At 66.5% G+C, this 25031-nt stretch carries 18 protein-coding genes; 11 read left to right on the top strand and 7 right to left on the bottom strand.

Translation table 11 applies throughout. The annotated features are described in order from the left end of the window. The first annotated feature begins 44 nt into the window (after positions 1-44). Positions 45-3305 carry a TonB-dependent receptor gene (locus WDN01_09560; protein MEJ0026262.1) on the top strand — a complete coding sequence of 1087 codons (3261 nt, stop codon included), beginning with the start codon at positions 45-47 and terminating at the stop codon, positions 3303-3305. Positions 3306-3542: 237 nt separating this feature from the next. Beyond that, positions 3543-4991, top strand: a complete 1449-nt coding sequence (locus WDN01_09555) for a mannitol dehydrogenase family protein (protein ID MEJ0026261.1) — start codon at positions 3543-3545, stop codon at positions 4989-4991. Here WDN01_09555 and WDN01_09550 read toward each other — a convergent pair. From WDN01_09550 to WDN01_09525, 6 genes are all read right to left on the bottom strand, one after another. Then, the gene (locus tag WDN01_09550; GenBank protein ID MEJ0026260.1) at positions 4988-5341 is read right to left on the bottom strand and encodes a hypothetical protein; all 354 of its coding nucleotides are present in this window, start codon (positions 5339-5341) and stop codon (positions 4988-4990) included. The genes WDN01_09555 and WDN01_09550 overlap by 4 nt on opposite strands. A gap of 123 nt (positions 5342-5464) precedes the next feature. Then, on the bottom strand, positions 5465-7615 hold the full coding sequence (locus tag WDN01_09545; protein MEJ0026259.1) for an alpha-glucuronidase family glycosyl hydrolase: 2151 nt from the start codon (positions 7613-7615) through the stop codon (positions 5465-5467). Between the two features lie 10 nt (positions 7616-7625). After that, positions 7626-8912: a serine hydrolase domain-containing protein gene (locus WDN01_09540; GenBank protein ID MEJ0026258.1), complete on the bottom strand. Its 1287-nt coding sequence runs from the start codon at positions 8910-8912 to the stop codon at positions 7626-7628. Then, positions 8909-9070, bottom strand: coding sequence for a hypothetical protein (locus tag WDN01_09535; GenBank protein ID MEJ0026257.1), 162 nt, complete (start codon positions 9068-9070; stop codon positions 8909-8911). The genes WDN01_09540 and WDN01_09535 overlap by 4 nt, the downstream gene beginning before the upstream one ends. Continuing rightward, positions 9067-10245 (bottom strand): endo-1,4-beta-xylanase, encoded by a 1179-nt coding sequence (locus WDN01_09530; protein MEJ0026256.1) that lies wholly within the window; start codon positions 10243-10245, stop codon positions 9067-9069. The genes WDN01_09535 and WDN01_09530 overlap by 4 nt, the downstream gene beginning before the upstream one ends. Further along, positions 10242-13094, bottom strand: coding sequence for a glycosyl hydrolase 115 family protein (locus WDN01_09525; GenBank protein ID MEJ0026255.1), 2853 nt, complete (start codon positions 13092-13094; stop codon positions 10242-10244). Before WDN01_09525 ends, WDN01_09530 begins: the two co-directional genes overlap by 4 nt. 314 nt (positions 13095-13408) lie before the next feature. Between WDN01_09525 and WDN01_09520 the strand changes: the two genes are divergently transcribed. The 6 genes from WDN01_09520 to WDN01_09495 all read left to right on the top strand — a co-directional run bounded on the left by WDN01_09520 (position 13409) and on the right by WDN01_09495 (position 20540). After that, entirely contained in the window at positions 13409-15805 is a 2397-nt protein-coding gene (locus tag WDN01_09520; GenBank protein MEJ0026254.1) for a glycoside hydrolase family 3 N-terminal domain-containing protein, read from the top strand. A gap of 4 nt (positions 15806-15809) precedes the next feature. After that, a complete protein-coding gene (locus WDN01_09515; GenBank protein MEJ0026253.1) occupies positions 15810-17099 on the top strand; it encodes an MFS transporter in 1290 nt (429 codons plus the stop codon). A gap of 175 nt (positions 17100-17274) precedes the next feature. Further along, positions 17275-17751 carry a lasso peptide biosynthesis B2 protein gene (locus WDN01_09510; GenBank protein ID MEJ0026252.1) on the top strand — a complete coding sequence of 159 codons (477 nt, stop codon included), beginning with the start codon at positions 17275-17277 and terminating at the stop codon, positions 17749-17751. A 100-nt stretch (positions 17752-17851) separates the two neighbouring features. Beyond that, positions 17852-18505 carry an aspartyl/asparaginyl beta-hydroxylase domain-containing protein gene (locus WDN01_09505; GenBank protein MEJ0026251.1) on the top strand — a complete coding sequence of 218 codons (654 nt, stop codon included), beginning with the start codon at positions 17852-17854 and terminating at the stop codon, positions 18503-18505. Positions 18506-18536: 31 nt separating this feature from the next. After that, entirely contained in the window at positions 18537-19757 is a 1221-nt protein-coding gene (locus WDN01_09500; GenBank protein MEJ0026250.1) for a hypothetical protein, read from the top strand. A gap of 33 nt (positions 19758-19790) precedes the next feature. Further along, the gene (locus WDN01_09495) at positions 19791-20540 is read left to right on the top strand and encodes a hypothetical protein (GenBank protein ID MEJ0026249.1); all 750 of its coding nucleotides are present in this window, start codon (positions 19791-19793) and stop codon (positions 20538-20540) included. Positions 20541-20564: 24 nt separating this feature from the next. On the opposite strand, the gene WDN01_09490 is transcribed toward WDN01_09495, so the two are convergent. Then, positions 20565-22487, bottom strand: coding sequence for an asparagine synthase-related protein (locus tag WDN01_09490; GenBank protein MEJ0026248.1), 1923 nt, complete (start codon positions 22485-22487; stop codon positions 20565-20567). Between the two features lie 364 nt (positions 22488-22851). Here WDN01_09490 and WDN01_09485 point away from each other — a divergent pair, with 364 nt between their 5' ends. Genes WDN01_09485 through WDN01_09475 form a run of 3 tightly spaced genes read left to right on the top strand, consistent with a single transcriptional unit; the run spans position 22852 to position 25029 of the window. Further along, positions 22852-23784 carry a hypothetical protein gene (locus tag WDN01_09485; protein MEJ0026247.1) on the top strand — a complete coding sequence of 311 codons (933 nt, stop codon included), beginning with the start codon at positions 22852-22854 and terminating at the stop codon, positions 23782-23784. Beyond that, positions 23781-24740 (top strand): sulfotransferase domain-containing protein, encoded by a 960-nt coding sequence (locus tag WDN01_09480; GenBank protein ID MEJ0026246.1) that lies wholly within the window; start codon positions 23781-23783, stop codon positions 24738-24740. The genes WDN01_09485 and WDN01_09480 overlap by 4 nt, the downstream gene beginning before the upstream one ends. Next, positions 24733-25029 (top strand): PqqD family protein, encoded by a 297-nt coding sequence (locus WDN01_09475; protein ID MEJ0026245.1) that lies wholly within the window; start codon positions 24733-24735, stop codon positions 25027-25029. Before WDN01_09480 ends, WDN01_09475 begins: the two co-directional genes overlap by 8 nt. Positions 25030-25031: the final 2 nt, after the last annotated feature.

Raw genomic sequence — 25031 nt, 5'->3', positions numbered from 1 at the left:
GGAGCGATCCCGCGGGAAGACGAACACGCCTAGGGGAGGTTTGCATGCGTGCGCATTTTCGCATCTTGAACAATCGTGCGAGGACCGTGCTGAGGGGCACGACATTGCTGGCCGGCATCGGCGCGGCGTTCGTCGCGACAGCGCCGGCCCATGCCGACGACGCCGTCGAAACCGTCGTCGTGACGGGCTACCGCGCGAGCTTGGCGGCATCGACCGACGCCAAGCGCGCTTCGACCAATTTCACGGACACGCTGTTCGCCGAGGACATCGGAAAGTTCCCGGACACCAACATCGCCGAGGCGTTCAATCGCATCCCGGGCGTCACCATCCAGCGCGAGAACGACGGCGAGGGCCTGCGCATCGCGCTGCGCGGCCTCGACACGAACTTCGTCAAGATCACGCTGAACGGAGCCGTCGTCTCGACGGCTTCGACCGGCGGCACGGACCAGAGCGGCGCCAACCGCGAAGTCGATCTCAACATCTTTCCGATCGAATTGTTCTCGCAATTGACGGTCTCCAAGACCTCGACCGCGAGCATGCTCGAAGGCGGCGCTTCCGGCACGATCGAGATGCGAAGCCTGCGCCCGTTCGACAATCCCGGTACGCATCTTTCCTACAACGTCCAGGGAACCGATTACTCGAAGAGCGGCGATCCCGGCTATCGCGGAACGGTGATCGGCAGCTACACCGACGGAGCGTTCGGCGTGCTGCTCGGCCTGTCCGGCCAGGTCAACCATCCCATGACGACGGGCTATGAAGGCGCCTTCAACAATCTGACGACGCCGAACCTGAACGCCACGCAGTACTTCACCGCCGCGCAGCTGGCGGCGGTTCCCGCCCCGACCTGCGCCGCGATTCCCGGCGTCAACAATGGAAACAGCTGCAACACCTTGGGCGGCGCCACGGATTGGAGCCTGCCGGCCACATTCCCGAACACCGGCGTGCCCGCGGCCTATGTCGGACAGACGATCACCGGCGACCGCCTGCTGGCGCTGAACCCGGGCCTGACGATGAACCAGATCAGCAACGGCTTGGTCCCCCGCACCGGCCGGCCGATGTTCGAACGCGGCGACCGCAGCCGGTACAACGGCATCCTCTCCTTGGAATACCGTCCCACGGACGACCTGCACTTCTACTTCGACGGCATCCTGGGCGTGATCGACAACAACCTCGATCGCGAAGATATGTTCTGGGTTGCGCGCAACGGCAACAGCATTCCCATGAACGAGCAGGTCGATACGAACAACGTGGTCGTGAAAGGCAATTTCGCGAACGCGGCCATGGCGCTGGAAGCGCGTCCGTACAAGGAAAAATCCGACTATTTCAGCGTCAATCCCGGGATGGAATGGCAGGTTTCGGATCTGCTGAGGGTCAAGGCGCAGCTGAACTACAGCCGCGCGCACTTTTTCCGCGACTCTCCCTCCTTCCTGTTCGGTACGCCGAACGGCATCGTCAATTACGACAACACCGGCTCGTCGCCGACGTTCTCGATGGACGGCCTGCCGAATTCCGGCGGCCTCCAGAACCCGGCGAACTTCACCTGGAACCAGGGCGATCTGCGCTTGCAGCAGGAGCGGCGCTACCAGCACACCCAGGGCGCGCACGCCGACGTCGAGTATGGCGGCGACGCGTTCAAGGTCGCCGTCGGCGCGGCCTATGACGATGCCTATCGCCTGATCCGCGGCTACGACAACGGCAACTACTTCAAGGAAGTCAATTGCGGCCCGAATGAGAGCACCTATGTGCCCACGCCCAACACATCGCCGGGCTGCAGCGTCTCGGCGCCGACGCTTCCGGCCTTTCCCGGCTGGGGCATGACGGATCTGAACGGCTTTGGATATACCCAGGGCCTGCCGTTCCCGACCCTGGGCGCGCCCACGATCCCGAATTCGGCCATTCCGCAATATCTGATGGCCGGTCCCAACGGGTTCGTCGCGGCCAACTACGCCTTGCTGAAGAAGGTGACGAACTACAACGCGTTCGCCACCATGCCGTCTCCGGGCGCGGCGACGAATCTGCAGGATCCCGGCCGCACCAATTTCAGCATCGGCACCAACACCAACATCAGCTCGGGCGTCATCGACGAGTCGACGGTCGGCACCTATATCGAGTTCTCCGGAACCCTGCACCGCGGCAGCCAGAATATCCGATACAATTTCGGCGGCCGCTACATCACGACCGATCAAACGCTTACCGGCTATACCTCGGTCGCGGATCCGCGCAACCTGTGGACGATCACCTGCGGCGTGGCGCCTTACATCGCGCTCACGCCGGCGGGCTGCGCGACCGGCACGACGCGTTCGGGCATCGCCGCTCCCGACGGTGCGCGGTATCCCAACACCATCACGGCGGCGACTCTCAAGGGTTCGTATTCGGCCTTCCTGCCGTCCGCGAACATCGTCTGGGAAATCGCCGAGGATTTCCAGGTAAGGGCGGCGGCATCGCGTACCCTGACCAGGGCCAATCCGGCCAGCATGCTGCCGCAGCTCTCCGGCGGCGGTTCGGACGCGGCGACTTGGAACCTGGGCAACCCGAACCTAAGGCCCTACTACTCGACCAACATCGATTTCGGCGCCGAACTCTATACCGGCGGCGAGGGCTATATCGGCGTCGGCGTGTTCCGCAAGATGATGAGCGGCTTCCAGAACAACTTCACGACGCAGCAGCCGTTCAGCTATCTCGCCCAGTTCGGCATCACCTACGACACGTTGTCGACCACGCAGCAGCAGGCGATCACGGCGGCCGGCGGTCCCAACGTCGCCACCGTCAATATCGTTCAGGCGCGGAACGCGACGGGTCTGGAGACCATCAACGGCGTCGAACTCACCTGGGTGCAGCCGCTCGACTTCCTGCTCGAGCCGGTCGGCTTTCCGGGCTTCGGCTTCCAGGCGAACGGCACTTTCGTCCGGACCAGGTCGTCCGGCGCGGCGCCGGCGGTCGTGCTCGGCGTTTCGCCGACGACTTACAACGTCACGGCCTATTACGAACATGACGGCCTGATGTTGAGAGGCTCGTACAACTACCAGAGCGGGGCGCTCACGAACTCCAGCGTGTACGGCCTGATCAGCAGCCTTTCCGCGTTCACGGAGGAGCATTCGCTGCCTTACGGCCAGCTGGACTTCTCCTCCAGCTTCCGCTTGGCGAACGTCTTCGGCGATCTGCCCAGCGATCCGGAGTTCACCTTCGACATCCAGAACCTCACCCGCGCGAAGATCGGGCGCTCGTACAAGCAGTTCCCCAACCTGCTGAACTACTCCTACAACCCGGGCACGCTGTTCCTGATCGGCTTCCGCGGTTCGTTCTGATTGTCATCTCCGCGATCCCCTTCGCCGCCGGCGCAGGGGATCGCGGACGGTACGGGTCGGCGGATGATGAATTCGCGGGCTGAGCGGTCCGCGATGTGAGTGCCGCCGCCGTTTTTCTTCATGCGGCGGCGGTTTTGAGTTGGATTCCCCGGTAACACTTGGGCGGCCGTCCTCGCAAGGGCACGGTCGCTCATTTTTCGGTTGATGGCGGCGGCCAAGCCGTATGAGCATCCGCCCATGTCCTCCTTTCCCCGCCTGTCGCAAGAGACTCTCGCCCGCCGCCGCGCCGGCGTCGCGGTTCCCGCTTACGATCGGTCGCGCGTGCGTCCCGGCATCGTCCATTTCGGGCCCGGCGCCTTCCATCGCGCGCATCAGGCGTCCTATGTCGAGACGGTGCTCAAGACCGATCCCCGCTGGGGCATCGTCGGAATCGCGCTGCGCCACGGTGCGCTCGCCGCCGCGCTGGCGGCGCAGGATCATCTCTACACGCTTGCCGAGCTTGACGCGGCGCCGCGCTACCGCATCGTCGGCGCGCTCCAGGATTACTGCGCCGCACCGGCCGATCCGGCGCGGGTCTTCGCGCATCTCGAACATCCGGACGTCCGGCTGATCACGATAACGGTGACGGAGAAGGGCTATTGCCTCGACGCGCAGGGGGAGCTCGATCTCGCCCATCCCGATATCGCGCATGACGTGGCGGGCGCCGCGGCGCCGGCGAGCCTCATCGGATGGATCGTGTCCGCGCTGGAGCGGCGGCGCGGCAAGTCCCTGCCGGCGCCGACCGTGATGAGCTGCGACAATGTCGCGTCGAACGGCCCCAAGCTGCGCCGGGCCGCGATCGCGTTCGCCGAGGCGGCCGGCAAGTCCGACCTGGCGCGCTGGATCGGCGGCGACGTCCGCTTTCCCGCCACCATGGTGGACAGCATCACGCCGGCCAGCGACGACGCGTTGCTGGCGCTGGTGGCGCGGACGACGGGGCTCGACGACGCCGCGCCGGTGCAGCGCGAGAGCTTCGTGCAATGGGTGATCGAGGATTGCCTGGGGCCCGGCATGCCAGATCTCGCCGCCGCCGGCGCGCAATTGACCCGCGACGTGCACGCCTATGAGCAGGCGAAGCTGCGCCTGTTGAACGGCGCGCATTCGGCGCTCGCCTATCTCGGCCTCTTGCGCGGCCGCGCGACGGTGGGCGAGGCCATGGCGGATGCGCCGCTCGCCGCCTTCGTCGAGCGGATGATGCGCGAGGACATGGCCGCCACGCTGGCGCCCGCGAAGGGCCTCGAGATACAGCCCTATATCGGCGCGCTGCTGAAGCGGCTGCGCAATCCGGCGATCGCCCATCGCCTGATCCAGATCGCGTCCGACGGCTCGTTGAAGCTGCCCTATCGCCTGCTGGAGCCGATCGCGGACATCCTGGCAAAGGGCCGTTCGGCGGCGCGGCCCGCCGCCGCCGTGGCGGGATGGATGCGATTCGTCGCCGACGCCGTCCGGCGCGGCGATCCGCTCGGCGATCCGCTCGCGCCCCTGTTGATGCGGACCGCTGCCGGCTGCAACGGCTCGGCGGCCAACGACGTGCCGCGCTTCCTGGCGCTCGGCGAGGTCTTCCCGCGCGGTTTGGCCGCGAATGCCGCGTTCAACGATGCGCTGATATCGGCCTATGGCGATCTCGACGCGGCGCTGGCGGCCTAATTCCGCGTCGCCGCGGGCGCCGGCACGTAAGGCTCGACATGGCTGATCCGGCAGCTCTGGCTGCGGCCGCCGACCTTGTCCGCGACGATATGGTCGCCCATGCCGACGCAGTGGAAATCCGACGCCAGCCGGAAATAGTCGTATTCCCGAAGGGCGATGCAGGTGGTCGAGAGCTTGAGCTCGCGATGATCGTGTCCGAGCGTCTGCTTGGCCACGATGACGTTGCCCGAGAGCCAGCGCGCCTGATAGTCCCACTTCGGATCGATGCAGATCGGTCCCTTGGGCGGCGGCGCGGCGATCGCCGGCGCGACGGCGAGCAGGCACGCGAATACGGCGTAAGCGGATTTCATGGGTGAGGCCTCCATCTGGGAACCTGCAATGCCAGCAAGAACGCGCCGGCGCGCCGGGCGTTCACGCGTGGCGCTCATACTTCAATATAGGTGCGGGCAAGCTGAACACGCGATGAATGCTCCTCAATGCCCCGGCACGAACGGAAAGTCGATCGCCTTGTAATAGGCGACGTCGTGCGGCGGCGCCGCATGGCCCGCCGGGAACGGCCTCTTCGAGAAGGTCTCGAAATAGGCGAGGCAGGCATCGCGCCACCACTGCGCCTCCTTGTGCTCGATCGCGAGATAGGCGGCTTCCTCGTCATAGCGTTCGGCATCGACGAAGGGCTTCATCTTCGCCCAGGTCGCCCCGGCCCGCGCGGTCGCCGCGACGCCTTCGTCGTAGCGCACGACCAACTCGTCCCACAGCGTCCGCCCCGAAGCCAATTTGCGGTCCCACGGCACATGGTGAAACCAGAGCAGGAATTTCTCCGGCGTCGTGTCGATGTTCTCGAATTCCTTGGCGACGGGCGGCGCGTATTGCGCCACGGCGTTGCTGCCGGTCGAGGTACGGTCGAAACCGAGGCCCGCCGCGTCGGCCTTGTGATAGTAGACCGGATTCCAGTCCGGACGCTTCAGGTCGTCCACCCAGGGGCCGGGGCCGTAGTGATGGCCGGTCGCCATCAGGTGATGCAGGCCCAGCGGCGTCATGTAGTCGACCACCGCCTCGCGCGAGGCCATCATCATGTCGACCACCGGCGCGACGAAACGCGGATCGTCGGTGAAGGTCATCTTCGTCCATTCCTCGGCGATGGCGCGCGCGGCGAGCGACGGGTCCCACGCCAGGCGCCCGAAGGCATACCAGTTCGCCTGGTTGAATTCGGAGCCGGTCCAGTTTCGGTCGTCGCCGACATTGGAGACGCCGGCCATGCCGGTCAGCGTATTGCCGAACAGCGAGCCGTCGACGACCTTCGCCACCGTCGAACCCGGCCCCTTCGCATAGGTGTCGCTGTTCAGCGCTTCCTCGTAGAGCGGCGCCAGATAGGTGAGGCTGGTGGCGAGCCCGAGATATTCCTTGGTGAGCTGCACTTCCAGGAACAGGTTGCCGTGCGGCAGGGCGCCGAACAGCGGATGGAACGGCTCGCGCGGCTGGAAGTCGATCGCGCCGTTCTTGGCCTGCACCGCGACATTGTCCCGGAACTTGCCGTCCAGCGGCACGAATTCGTTATAGGCCTGCCTGGCGCGGTCCTCCGGGTTCTCCGCCGCATAGACGAAGGCGCGCCACATCACGATGCCGCCATGGGGCTTCAGCGCGTCGGCCAGCACATTGGCGCCGTCGGCATGGGTGCGGTGATAGTCGCCGGGCCCGGGCTGGCCTTCCGAATTGGCCTTCACCAGGAAGCCGCCGAAATCGGGCACGTATTTGTAGATCTCGTCGACCTTGGCCTTCCACCACGCCTGGACCTCGGGGTCGAGCGGATCGGCGGTCGTCAGGTGGTCGAGCTCGATCGGCGCGCTCCAGCGTGCGGCGAGATAGACCCGGATGTGATAGGGCCGCAGCACATTGGCCAGCGCCGCGACCTTGGCGAGATAGAGCGGCGTGAGGACATTCGCGTTCGCCGCCACGTTGTTGAGCACCGCGCCGTTGATGCCGACCGAGGCGTCGGCGCGGGCATAGTCGGTGTAGCGCGGGCTCATATAGTCCGGCATCTTGTGCCAGTCCCAGATCGAGAAGCCGGCATAGCCGCGCTCCTGGGTGCGGTCGAGATTGTCCCAATGATCGAGGATGCGGACCTTCAGCCGGGGTGCGGACACAATGTCGAGCTGGTCGACGGTCTGGCGCGTCTGCAGCAGCCGCAGATAGGCGAATGCGCCGTAGAGCACGCCCGCGTCGCTGTTGGCCGCGATGACCGTGACCTTATGGCCGCCGCGGTCGAGGCTCCGGATCAGATAACCCTCGTCGCCGAGCTTCGCGAGCGACGGCGCCAGCGCCTTTATCAGGGACGAATTCCCCGGCGTGCCGTAAACGATGGTGCCGTCGGCCGCGAGATCGGCGACGACCGGGACGGGCCTGTCGAGCAGGCCGGACAGCCCGCGCGAAAGCTCGTCCGTCGCGGCCTGGATGGTCGGCGAGGTGCCGCGCGGCATCAGCGCCGCGACGTTCGCGCGATAGGGCGTCAGCCATTGCCGTTCCACCGGCCGATAGCGCAGCCACAAATCGTAGCCGTCCTCTGCATGCGCGATTTGCGGAAGCAACAGCGCGAGCGCCAACAGCAGGCAACGCGACAGCGATTTCATGGTGGAATCCTCAATGCGAATGGGCATAGACCGCGCCGCGGAACGCCGGATGCAGCGGCACCTTGCCGAACGTCATGTATTGCGTGAACAGCACCGCCGCGATGCGGTTGACCGGATCGACCCAGAACAGCGTGTCGGCGGCGCCGTCCCAGAAGAACTCGCCGATCGTGCCGGCGGCTTCGTCGCCTTGCGGCTGCGCAAGCCGGACCGCGACGTCGAGGCCGAAGCCGACGCGGCCCTTGATCGGCAGCCAGGAGCGGTCGGTGATCGCGTTCGGAAGCTGGTTGGTCGACATCAGCCGCACCGTCTCGCGCCGCAGGATGCGCACGCCGTCGAGCTCGCCCTCATGCTCCAGCATCCGGGCGAAACGCATGTAGTCGTCTAGGGTCGAGACGAGGCCGAAGGTGCCCGGCGTCAGCGGCCAATGGGCGGTGTTGAACGCGAAGGCGCGGTCGTCCGGCGCGCGCATCATCGATCCGTCCGGCTGCCAATCGTAGAGCGCCGTCAGCCGCGCGCGCCGCTCCGGCCCGACATAATAGCCGGTGTCCGCCATCTTCAGCGGGCCGAAGATGTGCGCCTGCAGATATCTGTCGAACGGCTCGCCCGACAGCCGCTCCACCAGCAGCGCCTGCATGTCGACCGACGGACCGTAAAGCCAGCGCTCGCCGGGATGGAAGGCGAGCGGGATGGTCCCGAGGATGCGCGCCTCCTCGGCCAGCGTGTGCGTCTTGTCCCCCGGTTCGAGCCGCGCGACCTCGCTCTTGATGTAGTCGACCGTCGAATAGCTCGACGCCAGGCCGGAGGTATGGCGCATCAGGTCCAGCACCGTCATCGGCCGGTGCGGCGTCTCCAGGATCGGCTTGCCGTCCTTGTCGAGCCCGGCGAGGACTTTGACGTCGGCGAGTTCGGGAATGTATTTCGCCACCGGGTCGTCCAGCCTGAACAGCCCGCGCTCATAGAGCTGCAGCAGCGCGACGCCGGACACCGGCTTGGTCATGGAGTAGATCTGCACCAGCGTGTCGCGGGCCATCGGCACCTTGGCCTCGCGGTCCGCCTGGCCGAAGGCGCCGAAATAGACCTCGCGGTCGTCCTGGAAGACGAGGGCGGAGACGCCGACCAGCGCATGGCTGTCGACGAAGCCTTTCAGCACCGTGTCGATCTTCGCCGGATCGATGTCGTCGACAATGCCGGCGCCCGGCGGCGCGGCCGGTGCGGTCGCGGGCGGCGGCGCGGTCGCGAAAGTGCTGCACGCGGACAGCGCCAAGGCGGCGGCGAGGATGAGGAGCGGTCGTTTCATGCCGGATGCGTCCAGGGCGCGCGATAGGGCCGGGCGGGCATGCTCTGCGCCCCCGCGTCGCCGACACGCCAGGGCTTGGCGGCGGCGCCTGCCGGGCCGGCGAGCGCGCTTCCCATCGCGGCCAGGCCGCCCATCACGTCGCGCCGGTTCGGAGTCATAGGAGCCAGCTCCTTTGCGGCGCCGCGCGGAACGCGGCGGCGATGGCTTCGCGCAGCGGTTTCGGCTGGTAGTCGTTGTCATAGGGGCTCGGCCGCTTGGGCAGTCCGTCGGCGCGTGGCGTGTTGTCCTGCAGCCAGGAATATTTGTCGACCAGGCCCCAGGCCATCACATAGCGCAGCCGTTTTTCGTCCAGCATGAGCGAGAGATAATCCTTCGCCAGCGCCGCGATCGCGGCATCGCGCGCAGCGATATCGGCCGGCAGATAGCGGTCGTTCACGTCCAGTTCGGTGATCACGACGTCCAGGTTCATCGCCGTCGCGTCCGCGATGAAGCCGCGCCAGCTTTTCTGGTCGTCGGCGGTGAAGACGGCATCGCCTTCCGGCGCGCCGGGGCCGATATGGGCCTGCACGCCGAGGGCGTCGATGGGGACGCCGTTCCTGCGCAGGCGCTCCAGCAGTTTCAGCACGCCGCCGCGATGCGCCGCGTTGTGCGCGCCCCAGGCCATGTAATCATTATAGACGAGCTGCGCTTTCGGCGCCGCCGCGCGCGCCGCGCGGAAGGCGATGTCGATGGTTTCAAGGCCGAGATATTTCGTGAACGGCGTGTCGCGCATCAGGCCGGTGTCGTGGTCGATCGTCTCGTTGACGACGTCCCAGGCGAAGATCCGATTGCCGCAATGGGCGCAGACCGTCTTGATGTGCTCGGTCAGCAACCGCTCGGCCTCGGTCGCCGGTCGGCTGCCGAAATCATAGGTCTCGAACCACTTCGGAAACCATTTCGGGCTGTTCCACAAAAGGGTATGCCCACGGACCAACAGCCCGTTCGCGGCGGCGAAATCCATCAGCGTGTCGGCACGCGAGAAATCGAACACCTCCGGCGTCGGGCGGATCGCGTACCATTTGAGCTCGTTCTCCGGCACCAGGATGCCGCATTCGCGCACGAAGAGCTCGCGCATCCGCGGATCGTCATAGGACGCCGAACGGCGCGGATCGAAATTGGCGCCATGCGGCGCGCCGCTCGGTCCGGTGCCGAGGCAGCTTCCGAAGCGCAGGCCCTTGGCGCCGGCCAGCCCGTTCAGCGAATCCGGTGCGTCGCCTGCGAAGGCGGGCAGGGGGGCAAGTGCCGCAGCGGCGGCGGACAGGGCGAGCAGGTGGCGGCGGGAGAGTTCGCTCATTTCACGATCCGTGTTTCGGGAACGGGGTCATAGGCGCGGGGCGCGCCGTCGAAAGCGATCTCGTAGCGGTCGAGGATCACGCCCGGGTCGAGCGCCCAGACCTTCAGCACATGCGCGCCCGGCTTGAGCACGAGGTTGTTCACGACGCCGACGGCGGTGTTGGTCAGCACGTTCTGCCGCCAGGCGGCGCTGAACTCCGGCGCCTTCAGGTCGAGGATCGCCGGCGCCGCGCCGTCGATGGACGCGGCGACGCGCAACCCGTTCTCCGACGTGATCGGCAAGGTCGGCAGCGCGACGACGCGCAGGCTCGCCTTGTCGTCGCCCGTCGTCGTGGCGAAGCGATAGGTCGCGCTCGGCGCGGCGGCGGGATCGTCCACCGACTTGTTCTCCAGCCGGCTGCGCAGGCTTGCGCCGGTATGGCCCAATCCATCGAGCGTCTCCCAGGCGCCGCTCGTCGCGTCGGCATGGGTTGCATAGATGGAAACAATCCGTTCGCTCTCTAGGAACGAGACGTCCGTCACGGCATTGCGCGGCGCGACGCGGACAGTGACCTGGAATTTCGTCGCCGTGCCCTCGCATCCGAGCGCGACGGAGCCTTGGCCGCCATCCGGCGCGGTCTTCCAATCGACGGAGACGTGCAGGCGCTGCTCCGTCGCGTTTCCGCCGAAGGTGCCTTTCACGCGGTCCAGATGAATCCAGGGCGCGTCCGGCGTCGCCGTCCACGCGACCTGGGCCGGCGATTTGAGGAAGAGATCGATGTAGCGCTCGCGCGGCACCTCGCGCTGGAAGACGGGCAGCGCCGGCGTCGCGCCACCGATGTCGTCGTAGGCGCCGCCCTCGGCTTGCAGGGCGCAGGTCTCGTCCTCGACGCCGGCCCAGGCCGGATAGGCGGGCTCGGAGAATTGCGGCAGCCGCGCCGGCGCGATGTCCATCATCCCGCGCCATTTTCCGCCCGCGAGCGCGCCGTTGTAATAGTCCGCCGCCGCAACGATCCGGCGATGCGCGTCGAGCGCCTCGGCGGCATAGGCGGTCGCGCTGGCGCGCCGCTGCAGGCCGAAGGCGATCGCCGTGTCGATATCCAGCGCGCGCTCGTTGATGGCGGCGGCGGAGAGAACCGGATAGGCGACAAGCTCGAAGAACGCGTCCCGGCGGTCGGGCGGCAGCGCCTGGCGCAGATGCTCCGCCCGCGCCGCGATCTCGCCATAGGCATCGGCCCGCCGTGCATTCTCGTCGCCGAAATCGTCCATGTTGTAGTCGGTCCGGCGCGGCGCCGTCGTCACCGGATATTGCGCGTTGAAGCCCATGAATTCGGGCTTGCGCGAAAAGGCGAGGTCGTAATGGCGCCATTGCAGGTCGGCGATTTCATCGGCGTGCTCGGCGCCGAACGTCCTGGCCGCGAAGTCGCGCAGATGGGCGCGGACATGCGCGATGTCGGGGAAGGCGCCATTGTCCCACGCCATGTCGAGGAAGAGCTGCGTCAGATACTCGCCCGGCTTGATGTCGCCGACATTCAGCACCCAGATGCGCCGCGCCCCGAAGCGATAGGCCTTGTTCATCTCCTCCCATATCAGCGCCGGGTGCTGGCTCGCGAGCCACAGATAGCTCATCGGCCCGCCCCAATAGGAGATGTGGTAGTAGACGCCCGATCCGCCGGAGCGCGCCCGCTCCGCCGCGTTGGACAGCCTGCGGATATAGCCGAAATTGTCGTCCGGCCAGGTCAGCGTCACGTCGTCGGGGACGTTCAGGCCGGTGTCGTAGGCGGGCAGCACTTCTTTATAGGGCGTGAAGACCTGCGGTATCCGGTTCGCCGGCTTGCCGAGGCGATGTTCCAGGATCGCGCGCTGCTGCGCGAAGACGTCGGTCAGGATATCGCGCATCTGCGCCGGGCCGTCGGCGCCCTGCATCTGCACGTCGCCGACGCCGCGCAGGCCGAGTGTGTAGATGTTCTCGAACTGCTTGTGGCTGTCGACCGCGCCGTCCCAATAGTCGAGAAGCTGCGCCCGGTTGGTCCGCCAGTTGAACGGCCCGCGTTTCGCGGAATCCCATTCGCGGTCGTTGTTGCGCAGCATCGGCTCGGCATGGCTGGTCGCGTGGATGACGGCATAGGAATCCGCCATCTCGGCATTGCCCGGCTCCTCGTCGAACGCGACCGTGCCCTTGTGCATCGCCGGCCACAGCGTGTCGGCTTTCAGCCGCCACATCAGCTCGAAGATGCGCGCATAGGTCTTCGGCCCGATCGTGCCGGCTTCCGGCTCGAAAGTCTTCGCCGCCCAGGGCTTCAGCCCGAAATCCTCGTCGTTCAGGAAGATGGCGCGGTATTTGACGCTGGGCTCCTTAGAATAATGCAGGCCGGCATCGACCGCGAGGACGGACACGCGGCGCGGCGCCACGTCCGCCCACCATTCCCATGGGGACACGCCCATCTCCCGGGTGAGATCGACCACGCCATATATCGTGCCGCGCACATCCGACCCGAAGATCAAGAGTGCCTTCCGCTCGTCCGGCATCGCGACGACGGCGCGGCCATAGCTTTCCCATTTGCCGGCGAGCGGCGCGGTGTCGATCCGGTTCGCCTGGAGCAGCGCCGCGATGGCGGGCGAATCCATCGGGCCGACGATGACGAGCGGCCCCTCCGCCGCCGCGCCGGCCGGCGCGACAGCGGCCGTCTTGCCGGTCAGATGGCCGAGATCGCTCGCGAGCATCGCGGCGACTTTATGTATGGGCTCGCCGCCGTCATAGGCGATGCCGGCCACCGTCTTGCCGTCGAACAGATGGAAGGTCGCGGCCCGCGTGGGGGCGATCGCCAGAGCGACCGCCGCCGCGGCAAAAACGAGCCTCCCCAGCCTCATATTGCACCGCACCAATTTTGTTCGCTAACGCAGCGAAATCGTTGGCATATTTCGCTTTGCCGCCGTCGGAGGTAGCGTTACCACTATGCACGGCGCCGCTCAACCACACGACCCCTTTCGAAAGAGCTTTCGCGTGACGCCCATTCTCGCTCACATTCCAGCGCGGCGACCGGGCGTCGATGGCGGCGATGCGCGCTGAGACGGCAAAACTCCCCGGGCTGAGCTTTACAAAAACGCCAGCAATACCTACGCTGATAGCGTTACCAGAACAGCCTGCGGCGCGTGACCGGCGGGCGCGAGGAGAGGGGACGACGATGACGCTCCAACGGGCGGTTTCCGGCACGCTCGCGGTGGTCGCCGCCGCCATGGCCGCGATCGCTCTTTCGGGCGCCGCGCCGGCGCATCACGGCAAGCCGCACAAGCCCGCCGCCCCGCCGGCCAGCACGGCGCCGCTTTATAAGAATGCCGCCGCGCCGATCCCCGCGCGCGTCGAAGACCTGCTCAAGCGCATGACGCTGGAAGAGAAGGTCGCGCAGATCGGCACGATCTGGAACAACAAGGACACCATCCTGAAGCCCGACGGGACCTTCGATCCCGCCAAGGCGAGCGCCCAGCTTCCCTACGGCATCGGCCAGATCGCGCGGCCGGGCGACCTCCAGGGCACCACGCGCACCGGCGCGGCGCGCAACACGCGCGAGGCGACCGCGCTGGTCAACGACATCCAGCACTGGGCGGTCGAACAGACGCGGCTCGGCATCCCCGTCTTCTTCCACGAGGAGGGCCTGCACGGCGCCGTTGTGGTGGACGGCACGAGCTTCCCGCAGGCCATCGCGCTCGCCTCGACCTGGGACCCCGATCTCGTGCGCCGCGCCAACGCGGTGACGGGGCGCGAACTCGCCGCGCGCGGCATCAGCGAAGTGCTGTCGCCGGTGGTCGACGTGGCGCGCGATCCGCGCTGGGGCCGCATCGAGGAAACCTTCGGCGAGGATCCCTATCTGGTCGGCGAGATGGGCGTCGCCGCCATCGAGGGCCTGCAGGGCGATGCGCTGCCGCTCGGCTCCGACAAGGTGTTCGCGACCCTCAAGCACATGACCGGCCACGGCCAGCCCGAAAGCGGCACCAATGTCGGCCCGGCGCCTTACGGCGAGCGGACGCTGCGCGAATTCTTCTTCCCGCCCTTCGAGGAAGCGGTGCACCGCACCAAGATCGGCGCGGTCATGGCGTCCTACAACGAGATCGACGGCGTGCCGAGCCATGTGAACACCTGGCTGCTGCGCGACGTGCTGCGCGGCGAATGGGGCTACAAGGGCGCGGTGGTGAGCGACTATTTCGCCATCGAGCAGCTGACCGACATCCACCACGTCGTGCCCGACCACGCGGCGGGCGCGGTGCGCGCGCTGCGCGCGGGCGTCGACGTCGACAATCCCAACGGCGCCTCGTTCGGCACGCTCGTCGCCTCGGTGAAGGCCGGCAAGATCGCCGAGAAAGAGATCGACGCCGCCGTCCGCCGCTTTCTCACCTTGAAATTCGAGGCCGGGCTGTTCGAGCATCCCTATCGCGACGTCGCCGCCGCCGATGCGCTGGTCGGCAATGCCGATGCGGACGCCCTGGCGACCGAGGCGGCGCGCCGCGCGGTCGTGCTGCTCAAGAACGACGGCACCCTGCCGCTGAGCAAGTCCATCAAGACGCTGGCGGTGATCGGGCCCAACGCCGCCGGGATCCATCTCGGCGGCTATGCCGGCGTGCCGCGCCACACGGTCGATGTGCTCGACGGCATCAAGGCGAAGCTCGGTCCGGCGGTGAACGTTCTTTATTCCGAAGGCGTGCGCATCACCGAGTCCAGCGACTGGAACGCCGACGACGTCAAGCTAGCGGACCCGGCCGAGAACCGCAAGCGCATCGCCGACGCCGCGGACGTCGCGAGGAAGGCCGACACCATCGTGCTGGTGATCGGCGACACCGAGCAGACCAGCCGCGAGGCCTGGGCCGACAACCATCTGGGCGACCGCGACAGCCTCGACCTCGTCGGCCAGCAGGACGCGCTGATCGACGCGATGGCCGCGCTGGGCAAACCGCTGGTGATCGTGCTGATCAACGGACGACCGCTCTCCGTCGTCAACGCGAACGCCAAGGCGAACGCGCTGGTCGAAGGCTGGTATCTCGGCCAGAACACCGGCATCGCGATGGCCGATATCCTGTTCGGCGACGCCAATCCCGGCGGCCACCTGCCGGTGACGATCCCGCGCTCGGTCGGCCAGCTTCCGATGTTCTACGACTACAAGCCCTCGGCGCATCGCGGCTATCTGTTCGACAGCGTCGCGCCGTTGTTCCCGTTCGGCTGGGGGCTGAGCTACACGACCTTCGACATCTCCGCGCCGCGCCTCTCGGCGGCCACGATCAAGCCCGACGGGTCCGCGACCGTCTCGGTCGACGTGAAGAACACCGGCGCCGTCGCCGGCGACGCGGTGGTGCAGCTTTATCTTCATCAGCAGGTCGCTTCCGTCACGCGGCCGGTGAAGGAGCTCAAGCGCTTTGCGCGCGTCACGCTGGCGCCCGGCGAGAGCAAGACCCTGACCTTCACCCTCGGCCCGCACGAACTGCGCATGTACAACCAGGCCATGCAGCGGGTGGTCGAGCCCGGCGCCTTCGACGTGATGGTCGGCGGCAATTCGCAGGATCTGAAGACGGCCGTCCTGACGGTCGCGGGCTGAGGCGATGAGCGCCGCGCCGGCAAAGCAGGCGGCACCCCCCGTCGGCGGCACCCGCTGGATCGTCTGCGCGCTGCTCTTCGCGGCGCTCGCGCTCAGCTATATCGACCGGCAGGTCTTGAGCGTGCTCGAGCCCACGCTGGCCCGGAAATATAACTGGACCCCTGTCGGCTACGGCAATGTCGTCTTCTATTTCCAGCTTGCCTATGCCGTCGGCTATCTCGCCTTCGGCCGCATCGTGGACAAGATCGGCGCGCGCGCCGGCTATGCCATCGCGGTGTCGCTGTGGACGATCGGCCATATGGCGCACGCCTTCGTCACGTCGTCCGTCGGATTTTCCATCGTGCGGATTCCGCTGGGCCTGGGCGAGGCGGGCGCGTTTCCCGCGTCGCTCGCGGCCATCGCGGAGTGGTTCCCGACCAAGGAGCGCACGCTCGCCATCGGCCTGTTCAACGCGGGCACGAATATCGGCGCGATCCTGGCGCCCCTGATCGTGCCCATCGTCACGCTCGCCTTCGGCTGGCAGATGGCGTTCATCCTGACGGGATTGCTGACTGTGGTCTGGCTGGTCGTCTGGCTGAGGTTCTATCGCCGCCCGCGCGAGCATCGCGGCGTCTCGCCCCAGGAACTGGCGCATATCGAATCCGACCGCACTCCGGACAGCCACGCGCCGACGCCGTGGATCCAGCTCCTGCGGCGGCGCCAGACCTGGGCCTATATGGCCGGCCGCTTCCTGATCGATCCGATCTGGTGGACCTTCCTGTTCTGGCTGCCCGATTTCTTCGACTCCCGTTACCACCTCAACCTCAAATCCTATGGACCGCCTTTGGTGGCGATCTATGTGCTGGCCGATCTCGGCTCCATCGCCGGCGGCTGGGGCTCCTCGACGCTTCTCGGCCGCGGCTGGAACCTGAACCTGTCGCGCAAGACCGCGATGCTTCTCTGCGCCCTCGTCGTCGTTCCCGTCGCCTTCGCGGCGAATGTCGGCAATATCTGGCTGGCGGTCGGGCTGCTCGGCCTTGCCTGTGCCGGCCATCAGGGCTTCTCGGCCAATCTCTACGCGCTGCCCTCCGACCTGTTCCCGCGCTGGGCGGCGGGCTCGGTGGTCGGCCTCGGCGGCGCGGCGGGCGCCACCGGCGGCATGCTGATCGCCAAGTTCAACGGCTATATCCTCCAGGCGACGGACAAGAATTACACGCCGATCTTCATCATGGCGGCCTGCGCCTATCTCGTGGCGCTCGGCGTGGTGCACCTGCTGGTGCCGCGCTATGAAAGGACCGGAGGCGCCGAGGTCTGAGCCTCCGCAACGCACCGCGCCGGCGGGGCTTGTTTGTTGCCAAAGCGGGATCGCTCTGGCAGCATTTGTGGCCCGACGGCGAGGCCTGTTCGCATGCCGCTGTCGCGACAGGGTGTGCGGCGCTCAGACCATACGCTGTTCCAGGTGCACGCGGGGCGCGACGAATTGGTGGAGCATGGCGCGATTGTCCTCGATCCCTCATCCGCTGCGCAGGTTTGTGCAAGTCGATGGCCGCCGGCGCCTTCTCGTCGTGGAGGCCGCGACGTGTCTGCTCGCGGCGCGGTTGGCGCTGGTCTTCGTTCCCTTCCCGCGATTGGCGCGGCGGCTTGGCACGTTCGTGTCGCCGACCGATCCGCGCGCGTCGCACGGGGCGGCGCAGGCTCTCCCGCGAGACGCGCTGATCGCCCGGGAAACGGGCTGGGCCGTCACCCGCGCCGCACGGCATGTGCCGTTCCGCGCGGTGTGCCTGCCGCAAGCCATGGCCGCACAGTTCATGCTCCGGCGGCGCGGCGTGACCAGCGTGATGCGCTTCGGCGCCGGCAAGAAAGTCGATAGTCCGCTCGAGGCCCATGCCTGGCTGGACGCGGCCAATGTCGAGGTGACGGGTTACCCCGTCGCGCCGAATATCGTCGAGATCGCCTGCTTCGTGTGAGGACGGCGGGGTCGTTTTCCGCGTGCCGGCGGCGCGAATATGGGTATATTTTGCGTGTGCGTTGCGTGCGAGAGCGGCCGGCCCGGCTTCCGGGCCGCCGGTGAGGTTCGACGAAGGATCGAAGCTGCGCATGAGTGCAAACGCCCCAATCCAGAGCGTTGTGACGGGTTCCCCGAATTGGACGGTTTCGGACCGCGTGCGGCTTCCTTTTTCCTTCGATCCCGAGCGGTTGCTGAACGATCTCCGCCGCGTGGAGGGCGACAAATGGATCGAGCACTTCGTCAAGCAGAACTACGAGGGAGACTGGCAAGTGTTGCCGCTGCGCGGCCCTGCCGGTGCCCGCCACCCGGTCATGATGATCTATCCGGATCCGGCGGCGACGGCGTTCGAAGACGGCGCGCTGCTCGCGCAAACCCATTATTTCCGTCAGGTGCTGGCGCGCTTCGAATGCCCCCTGCAATGCGTTCGGCTGATGCGGCTCAAAGCCGGATCGCGGATCAAGCGGCACCGCGATAGCGACCTGGATTTCGAATCCGGGTTCGCGCGCATCCATGTTCCGATCACGACCAACCCGGACGTCCAATTCCTGCTCAACGAAACGCCGGTGACGCTGGCGCCCGGCAGCGCCTGGTATCTGCGGCTGTCCGATCCTCATAGCGTGGCGAATGCGGGCACCACCGACCGCGTTCATCTGGTGATCGATGCGGTCGCAGATCGGTGGCTGGGGGACGCACTCGCCGGCGGATCGGCGTAGCGCGGCCGCGGGAGAAAAGGGCACGCTTGCGATGGAACGGGCCGGCACGATGATCGACGGAGCGGGCTTTTCAGCCGAACTCGGCCGCTTCCGTGCATCCGTGCTGGCCGATCCTGCCTTGCAGGATGCGCTGAAGGACATCGACGATCTGGAGCCGTTCGTCACCAGGGCCCTCGAGCGCGCCGATGCGGGCGGGTTTCGCCTCGCCGAAGCGGAGCTTCGGGCGGCGCTGCATGACGATCCGCTGGGTCTGAGGCGCTGGTCCAATGCGCCGCCGACCGGCGACGTCCCGCTGGCCGGCTGGCTTCCGGTCAACATCGTGGCGGCGAACAACCAGATCTGCGTCGACTGGGCTTATTTCGGCGAAGGACCGCTCGCCGAACCGTTCTTCGAGGATTCGGCGCGCCGCGCCTTGCGCCGCCCCATCAACCGGCTTGCGCGCTATCGCACGCCCCTTGCCGAGCTGGCGGGCCTCGTCGAGCGCCAGGACGCGTTGCCGCCGAGCGGTTTCATATTCCACATGTCCCGTTGCGGTTCGACGCTGGCGGCGCAGATGCTGGCTTCGGACCGGAGGAACGTCGTGATCTCCGAGGCTGCCCCGCTCGACGCCGTCGTGCGCCTCGATTTCGGCCGCTTGCCCCGCGCGCCGCTGCTGTCCGCCATGGTTCGCGCCCTCGGCCGGCGGCGCAGCGCGGTGCAAGAGCGGTATTTCATCAAGCTGGACAGCTGGCACACCTTGGCGTTGCCGCTCTTCCGCCTCGTCTTTCCGGACGTGCCCTGGGTTTTCCTGTATCGCCGGCCCGCCGACGTGCTCGCGTCGCAAATGTCGGAGCGCGGCATCCAGACGGTGCCGGGTATCCTGCCGCCCGAGCTGTTCGGCCTGACCGCCGCCGACGACCGGGACCCCGCGGACTATTGCGCGCGGGTCCTGCGGCGGACCTGCGAGGCCGCGATCGACCCCTATGCGCGGGGCGGCGGATTGCTGGTCAACTACGACGAATTGCCCGAAGCGGTGTGGACCCGGATGCTTCCGCATTTCGGGGTCGACGTCGACACTGAAGATCGCGCCAGGCTGGCCGAAGCTGCCGCGTTCGACGCCAAGGCCCCCAACATGCCCTATGCCGGTCCCGCGCCGACCAAGCGGCAGGCCTTGACGCCGGAGGTGCAGGCGACGGCCGCCCATGTCCTCGGAGATGTCTATCGCCGGCTGGAAATGCTGCGAACGGGGGCGGTCTATGCGGGCATCGGCTAACATGCTGATCGGCGGCCCGGCTCGGGGAAAGCGATGAGCGATCGGACGGATGAGGCCCCGGAGGATCCGCTGGCGTTTCGGGTCGGCGGTTCGACCGTTGGCGAGAATCTGCGGCGCTCTCTCAACTCCGGCTATCTGACCGGGCAAGGCGACGGGACGCTGCGGATCGCCGGCTCCCCCTTACCCGACAGGCATTGGGTCGTCGTGGACTACGGGCCGCCTTTGGGATGCGACTTCCTGATGGATTTCCTGTTTTACGGCGCCTATGCCCAGTCCGCCGTCCCGCATGGCTGCCGCAATTGCTACAAGGTGAAAGTCGTTCCGCGCAGTTTGCGCGAGCTGATCGCCGCGTTGGATGTCGCCAAGGGACTGCCCTGCCGGTCCAAATGGGGCGTGGACCTCGACAACCGCTTTTCGCAAAACGTCTATGCGGGCTATTTCTACACGAATGGCCTGGATGCCGCGCGGGCGACATACAGGGCCGTGCGCCAGATCATCGACGCACGCCCCTTCTTAGGGCCCGATATCGTCATGACGATCAAGCGCGGCTGCTCGGAATACGAAGCGGTGCTCGGTCCTTCCGATCGCTATCAATTCGCGCCGGAAATGGCTGCGTTGGAGGACCATCTGCGCACCCTATACCGAAGCCGGAGCGCAAGACGGGACGTCTCGATCCCCCTGGCGGATTGGATAGATGTCGCCTTCCGCATAGGTGACGACACCTATCTGGACTACACGGGCGGCGAAAGGTTGCGCCCCAGGCAGGTGACCTACGATCCCTAGCCGTGCAAATCCCGCTGCCGCGGGTCACGCATTGCCGCCTTCGAACCAGCGAATGAAACGGCCTATGTTGACCGCTCGCATCGCGCCGTACAGCAATTCGGTTCTGTGGCCTTCGGGGTCCTGTGCATCCGACGGCCAGTTCTCGAAAGCCCGCTTCAAACGCTTCATGTCGATCATCGCCGAGGCGAGCGGTGAACGCGAAATTCGTTCGACGTCCTGCAAGATGCCGGCATGCCGCGCCGCGAGCCGGGAGAACCATTCGGGATTCTGGTCGCCGAGCCTGTAGTTCTCGTGAATGTCCGGCGGAACCCGATCCGCGATCACATCGCGCTGCAACGATCGCGGGCGCCCTCTATGGAGAAAGTGCTCCTCGGGAATATTGAGGCAGAACTCGATCAAGCGGGGATCGGCGAGGGGTGCGCGGCTCTCGAATCCGAACAACCCCACGAATTGCCCCATGAAGTCCCGTGAAATCTCGTTCCCGTCCACAAGCCAGCGAGTCCGCCGCTCGAACGAATCGCCCTTGCGATATTTCGAGTTCCAGCCGCCGAGATCGCGGACGCGTTCGCGCAAACGGTAGTCGCGCATGAAGACCGGATCGACGAACGCCCCCGCTTCAAGGCCTTCGCCTTTCCCCGAAGCCCTTCGCCGCAGGCGCCGCAACGCCTCGGGTTCGAATGCCGACAGGACATCGCCGCGCAAGATGCCCAGAAGGCTTCTGGACGTCAGGCGGCTCAGCGTCCGCGCATCCTTCGCCAGGCGCGCGAAACGGCCCGCCTTCAGGAGAAGGGCGAGCGAATTGCGTCCGCGCCATCCCAGTGAAAAATTTCCGAGGTCTCCGGACAGCAGCACGCGGTGCCCGCCGGCCGAGACGGCGTCGTAAAGGGACGCGAACCAGCCCAGATTGTCGGGGTTGAGGACGAAGACGCCCGCCGTCGCGAACAGCCGCCCGGCGTCGAGGTCGAACCGGTGCAGCCCGGCCGTTTCGACGAGGTTCAAGCGCATGTTCGGGTGGAGACGGGCGAGCGCCCGAACGCGGGACCGTTCGTCGAAATATCGTCTGGGCGTTTCCGTGCCCGCAAATCCCAGGGGCGGCACCCGGGTGTAGACTTCGAGCTCCGCGGGCTTGAGCAGCAACGCGGCCGTCGCCGCGACGCCGCTGGAGTCCAGCCCCCCGCTTGCCTGCGCCGCGGGCGGATGCGCGCTCCGCAATCGCACGGCGACGGCCCGTTCGAGTTCGTGCCGGGCCGCTTCGACGTAATCCGCGTGCGAGGCCAATCCGAGAGGCCGTCGCGCCGGGCGCCAATAGGATCGCTCCGCGATCTTGCCGGCGGCGAAAACGGCCAGGGAGGCGCTCCGCACGCGGTGAATGCCGCGGTAGAGCGTTCGGTCCTGCTCGAAAAAGTTCTGTGCCAGCATGTCGCCGACAATTGTCTCGTCCAGCGCTCGTGGCACTTCCGGAAAGGCGAGGATGCCATTGAACGAGGTGGAGAAGGCGATGAAGCCGGACGCCTGATGATAGAAGAGGGGACGCTCTCCCATCCGGTCGCGGCATAGGAACAGCCGGCGTTGCGGCTCGTCCCAAAGCGCCAGCGAAAAGCCGCCGGCTAGACGTTCGGGAGCCGTTTCGCCCCAGGCATCGAACGCCGAAAGGCACAAAGCGCTGTCGGGCGTTTGGCGGAGAACGGAGCTTGGAATCGCGAGCGCGCGCGCCAATTCCTCGCGATTGTCGAGGCGGCCGGCGAAGACGATGCACCATCTTCCGTTTCGCGATACGAGCGGTTGGCGCTCGAACCTGTCTTCCGGCGTGATGCGATACAACCGCACGGCCGCGCCATACGAACCGGAACGATAGATATCGGCACGCTGGCCGCCGAAATCCGGCAGCGCGCGTGCACATCTGTCCAGTTGAAAATTCTGGACGGCCCTGCCGTCCGTGTAGAGCAACCCGGAAAATCCACTCACGCAGACGCGGATGAAGCAAGCATCAAAGCCATCTTACGAGTGCGTGGGAAACGAGGAGCTGTCCGTTCCTATCTGGCTTGAGACGTTTGTGGCTCTGATCTCGGAGAACTCGGCTTGCGGCCGCACCCAAGGTTTTCGAGGGCCGGCTTCCCCGCGATCCAACGCCCTATCCGAGTTCCTTTCTCCAGTCTTAGACATCCCAAAGACCCCCCGCTGCGCTCGCTAGAATATGAGTTTTCTATTATCATCGCCGCCAAACAACCGCAAGGTATCCACAATGATTTCCCGCCGATTACTGGCTTCGCGACGGCACGGCTTTAAAAAAAGGGGCGTGTGAGGGCGGAACATGCGCTTGGCACAGTATCGGATCTACGGACTTGTCGTGTCTTCTGAAATCGCCCTGCCCGGCGCAATGCAGAGCATGGAGGACGCCGGCGATTTCGATGTGATCGTCCGCCGCGGCGCCGTGCCCGAAGCCCTTGAAGGCGCCACAACGGAAGGGCCCAACTGGTCGATAAGAGGCGGCACGTTTCTGCTTTGCGTGCCCCGCGTGGCCCGCTTCCTCATGAAGGACGGCGAGGAGATCGTGGTGCAGACGGAGCCGGAGGGCGATGCCGGCGACGCCGCGATTTTCCTGCTCGGCAGCGCGCTCGGCATCCTGCTCTACCAGCGCAGGCGGATCGTCCTCCATGCCAGCGCGGTGTGCGTCGGCGGGAAGGCCGTTCTGTTCTGCGGGCCGTCGGGTTCGGGAAAATCGACGACCGCCGCCGCGCTGAATGCCCGCGGCTATGCCCTGATCGCGGACGACATGTGCTGCCTGGACCCCGACGCCTCCGACCCGCCGTTCATCCTCCCGGACGGGAGAATGTCGAAGCTCTGGAACGACGCGACGAATTATCTTCAGCTCACCTCGCGAAGGGGACCTTCGGTTCGCGCGGGAATCGACAAGCACTATGTCGAGCTCGACGCGGATCCGGCCCTGCGCTCGCTGCCGCTGGGTCCGGTCTATGTGCTGCAGGAGCCCGCCCCGCCGGACGTCGCCGGCATCAGGCCGGTTCGCCTCGCCGACGCCGTGGCCGAGCTGGGGCGAAATGCCTTTCGGGCGCATATCATGCGCGCTATGGGACTGTCCGAGAACTTCTTCGCGGCAACCGCCGCCGCGTTGCAGCACTCGGCGGTCTATTATCTGACCCGGCCGATGACGTTCGATACGATGGACGACGCCATTTCCGATCTCGAAGACCATTGGCGCGAATTGTCGCTGCGGGTCCCGGCGTGAGCGATATCGTTTGGCTGGCGTCCTACCCGAAGTCCGGCAGCACCTGGCTCCGCCTGCTGATCGAGAACCTTGTCTCGAAGAGCGAGAAACCCGCGGATATCAACCGGCTCAGCGCTCTCGTTTCCCATGCGTCGAGCGCCCGCGATGCGTTCGACAGCATCACCGGGGTGGACACCGATCTGTTGCAGCCGGGCGAAGTCGAATTCCTGCGCGGCGGCGTCTACCGCCTTGTCGCGCAGGGGCGGTTCGACGACATCTTCCGGCCGGCGCCGATCGGCTCCGGCCGGCCGCTCGTCTTCATGAAAGTGCACGACGCATATGCGCGTTCCGCCGACGGCACGCCTCTGTTCGGCGCGGGGGGAGCCGCGATCGTCATCGTGCGGGACCCGCGCGCGATCGTGCCGTCTTTCGCCGGTCATTTCGGCTATTCGAAGGATGCGGCCGTGCAACATCTCGCCTCGGACGATTTCGTCATGGGAGCGGAGCGGACGGGGCCGCAACTGCGGCAACAGGTGCTGAGCTGGAGCCGTCATGTGCAAAGCTGGCTCGACCAGGCCGACGTGCCGGTGTTTCTGCTGCGCTACGAAGATATGCGGGCGGACGCGGCGAGGGCGCTGCGGGACGCGATGAGCTTCCTGGGGATTGCCGTCGACGAGGACGCCGCCAGGCGCGCGGCCGGGTTCGCCGACTTCAACCTGCTCCAGGCGCAGGAGCGGGCGGCCGGTTTCAGGGAGCGCCTGCGGCGCGCCACGGCGCCGTTTTTCCGGCGGGGTGACGCGGCAGGCTGGCGGGACGAATTGTCGGCGGAGCAGATCGCTAAGATCGAACGCGCCCACGGACCGACGATGCAGAGACTGGGCTATGGCGACTTTGCGCAGAACCGGCCCGATGGCGGCCCCGGCAATGCCGACCGATATTTTTCTCATCCCCTGCGGCAAGGAGATCGCCATGCCTGAAATGGAATACGAGCGCCAGCAAGCCTTTCGGCGCAAGGGAAACTGGCCCAGCGCGCGGATCGGAGACCAGATGGTCGTGATGAACGCGACGAACGGGACCTATGTCGACCTCAACGAGACCGGCAGGCGCATCTGGGAGATGGCCGAGAATCCGACGACGATCGAGGAGTTCTGCGATCGGCTATGCGAGGAATACGACATCGACCGTGCATCGGCATACCGCGAGATAAGCGACTTCCTGGCCGTCATGATCGAAGGCGGCGCGATGCTGCCGGTCGAGAGACCGTGACG

Source organism: Rhizomicrobium sp. (assembly GCA_037200985.1).
Lineage (GTDB): Bacteria > Pseudomonadota > Alphaproteobacteria > Micropepsales > Micropepsaceae > Rhizomicrobium.
Note: the sequence above shows the minus strand (reverse complement) of the source record. Positions and strands in the feature narration are given on the sequence as shown.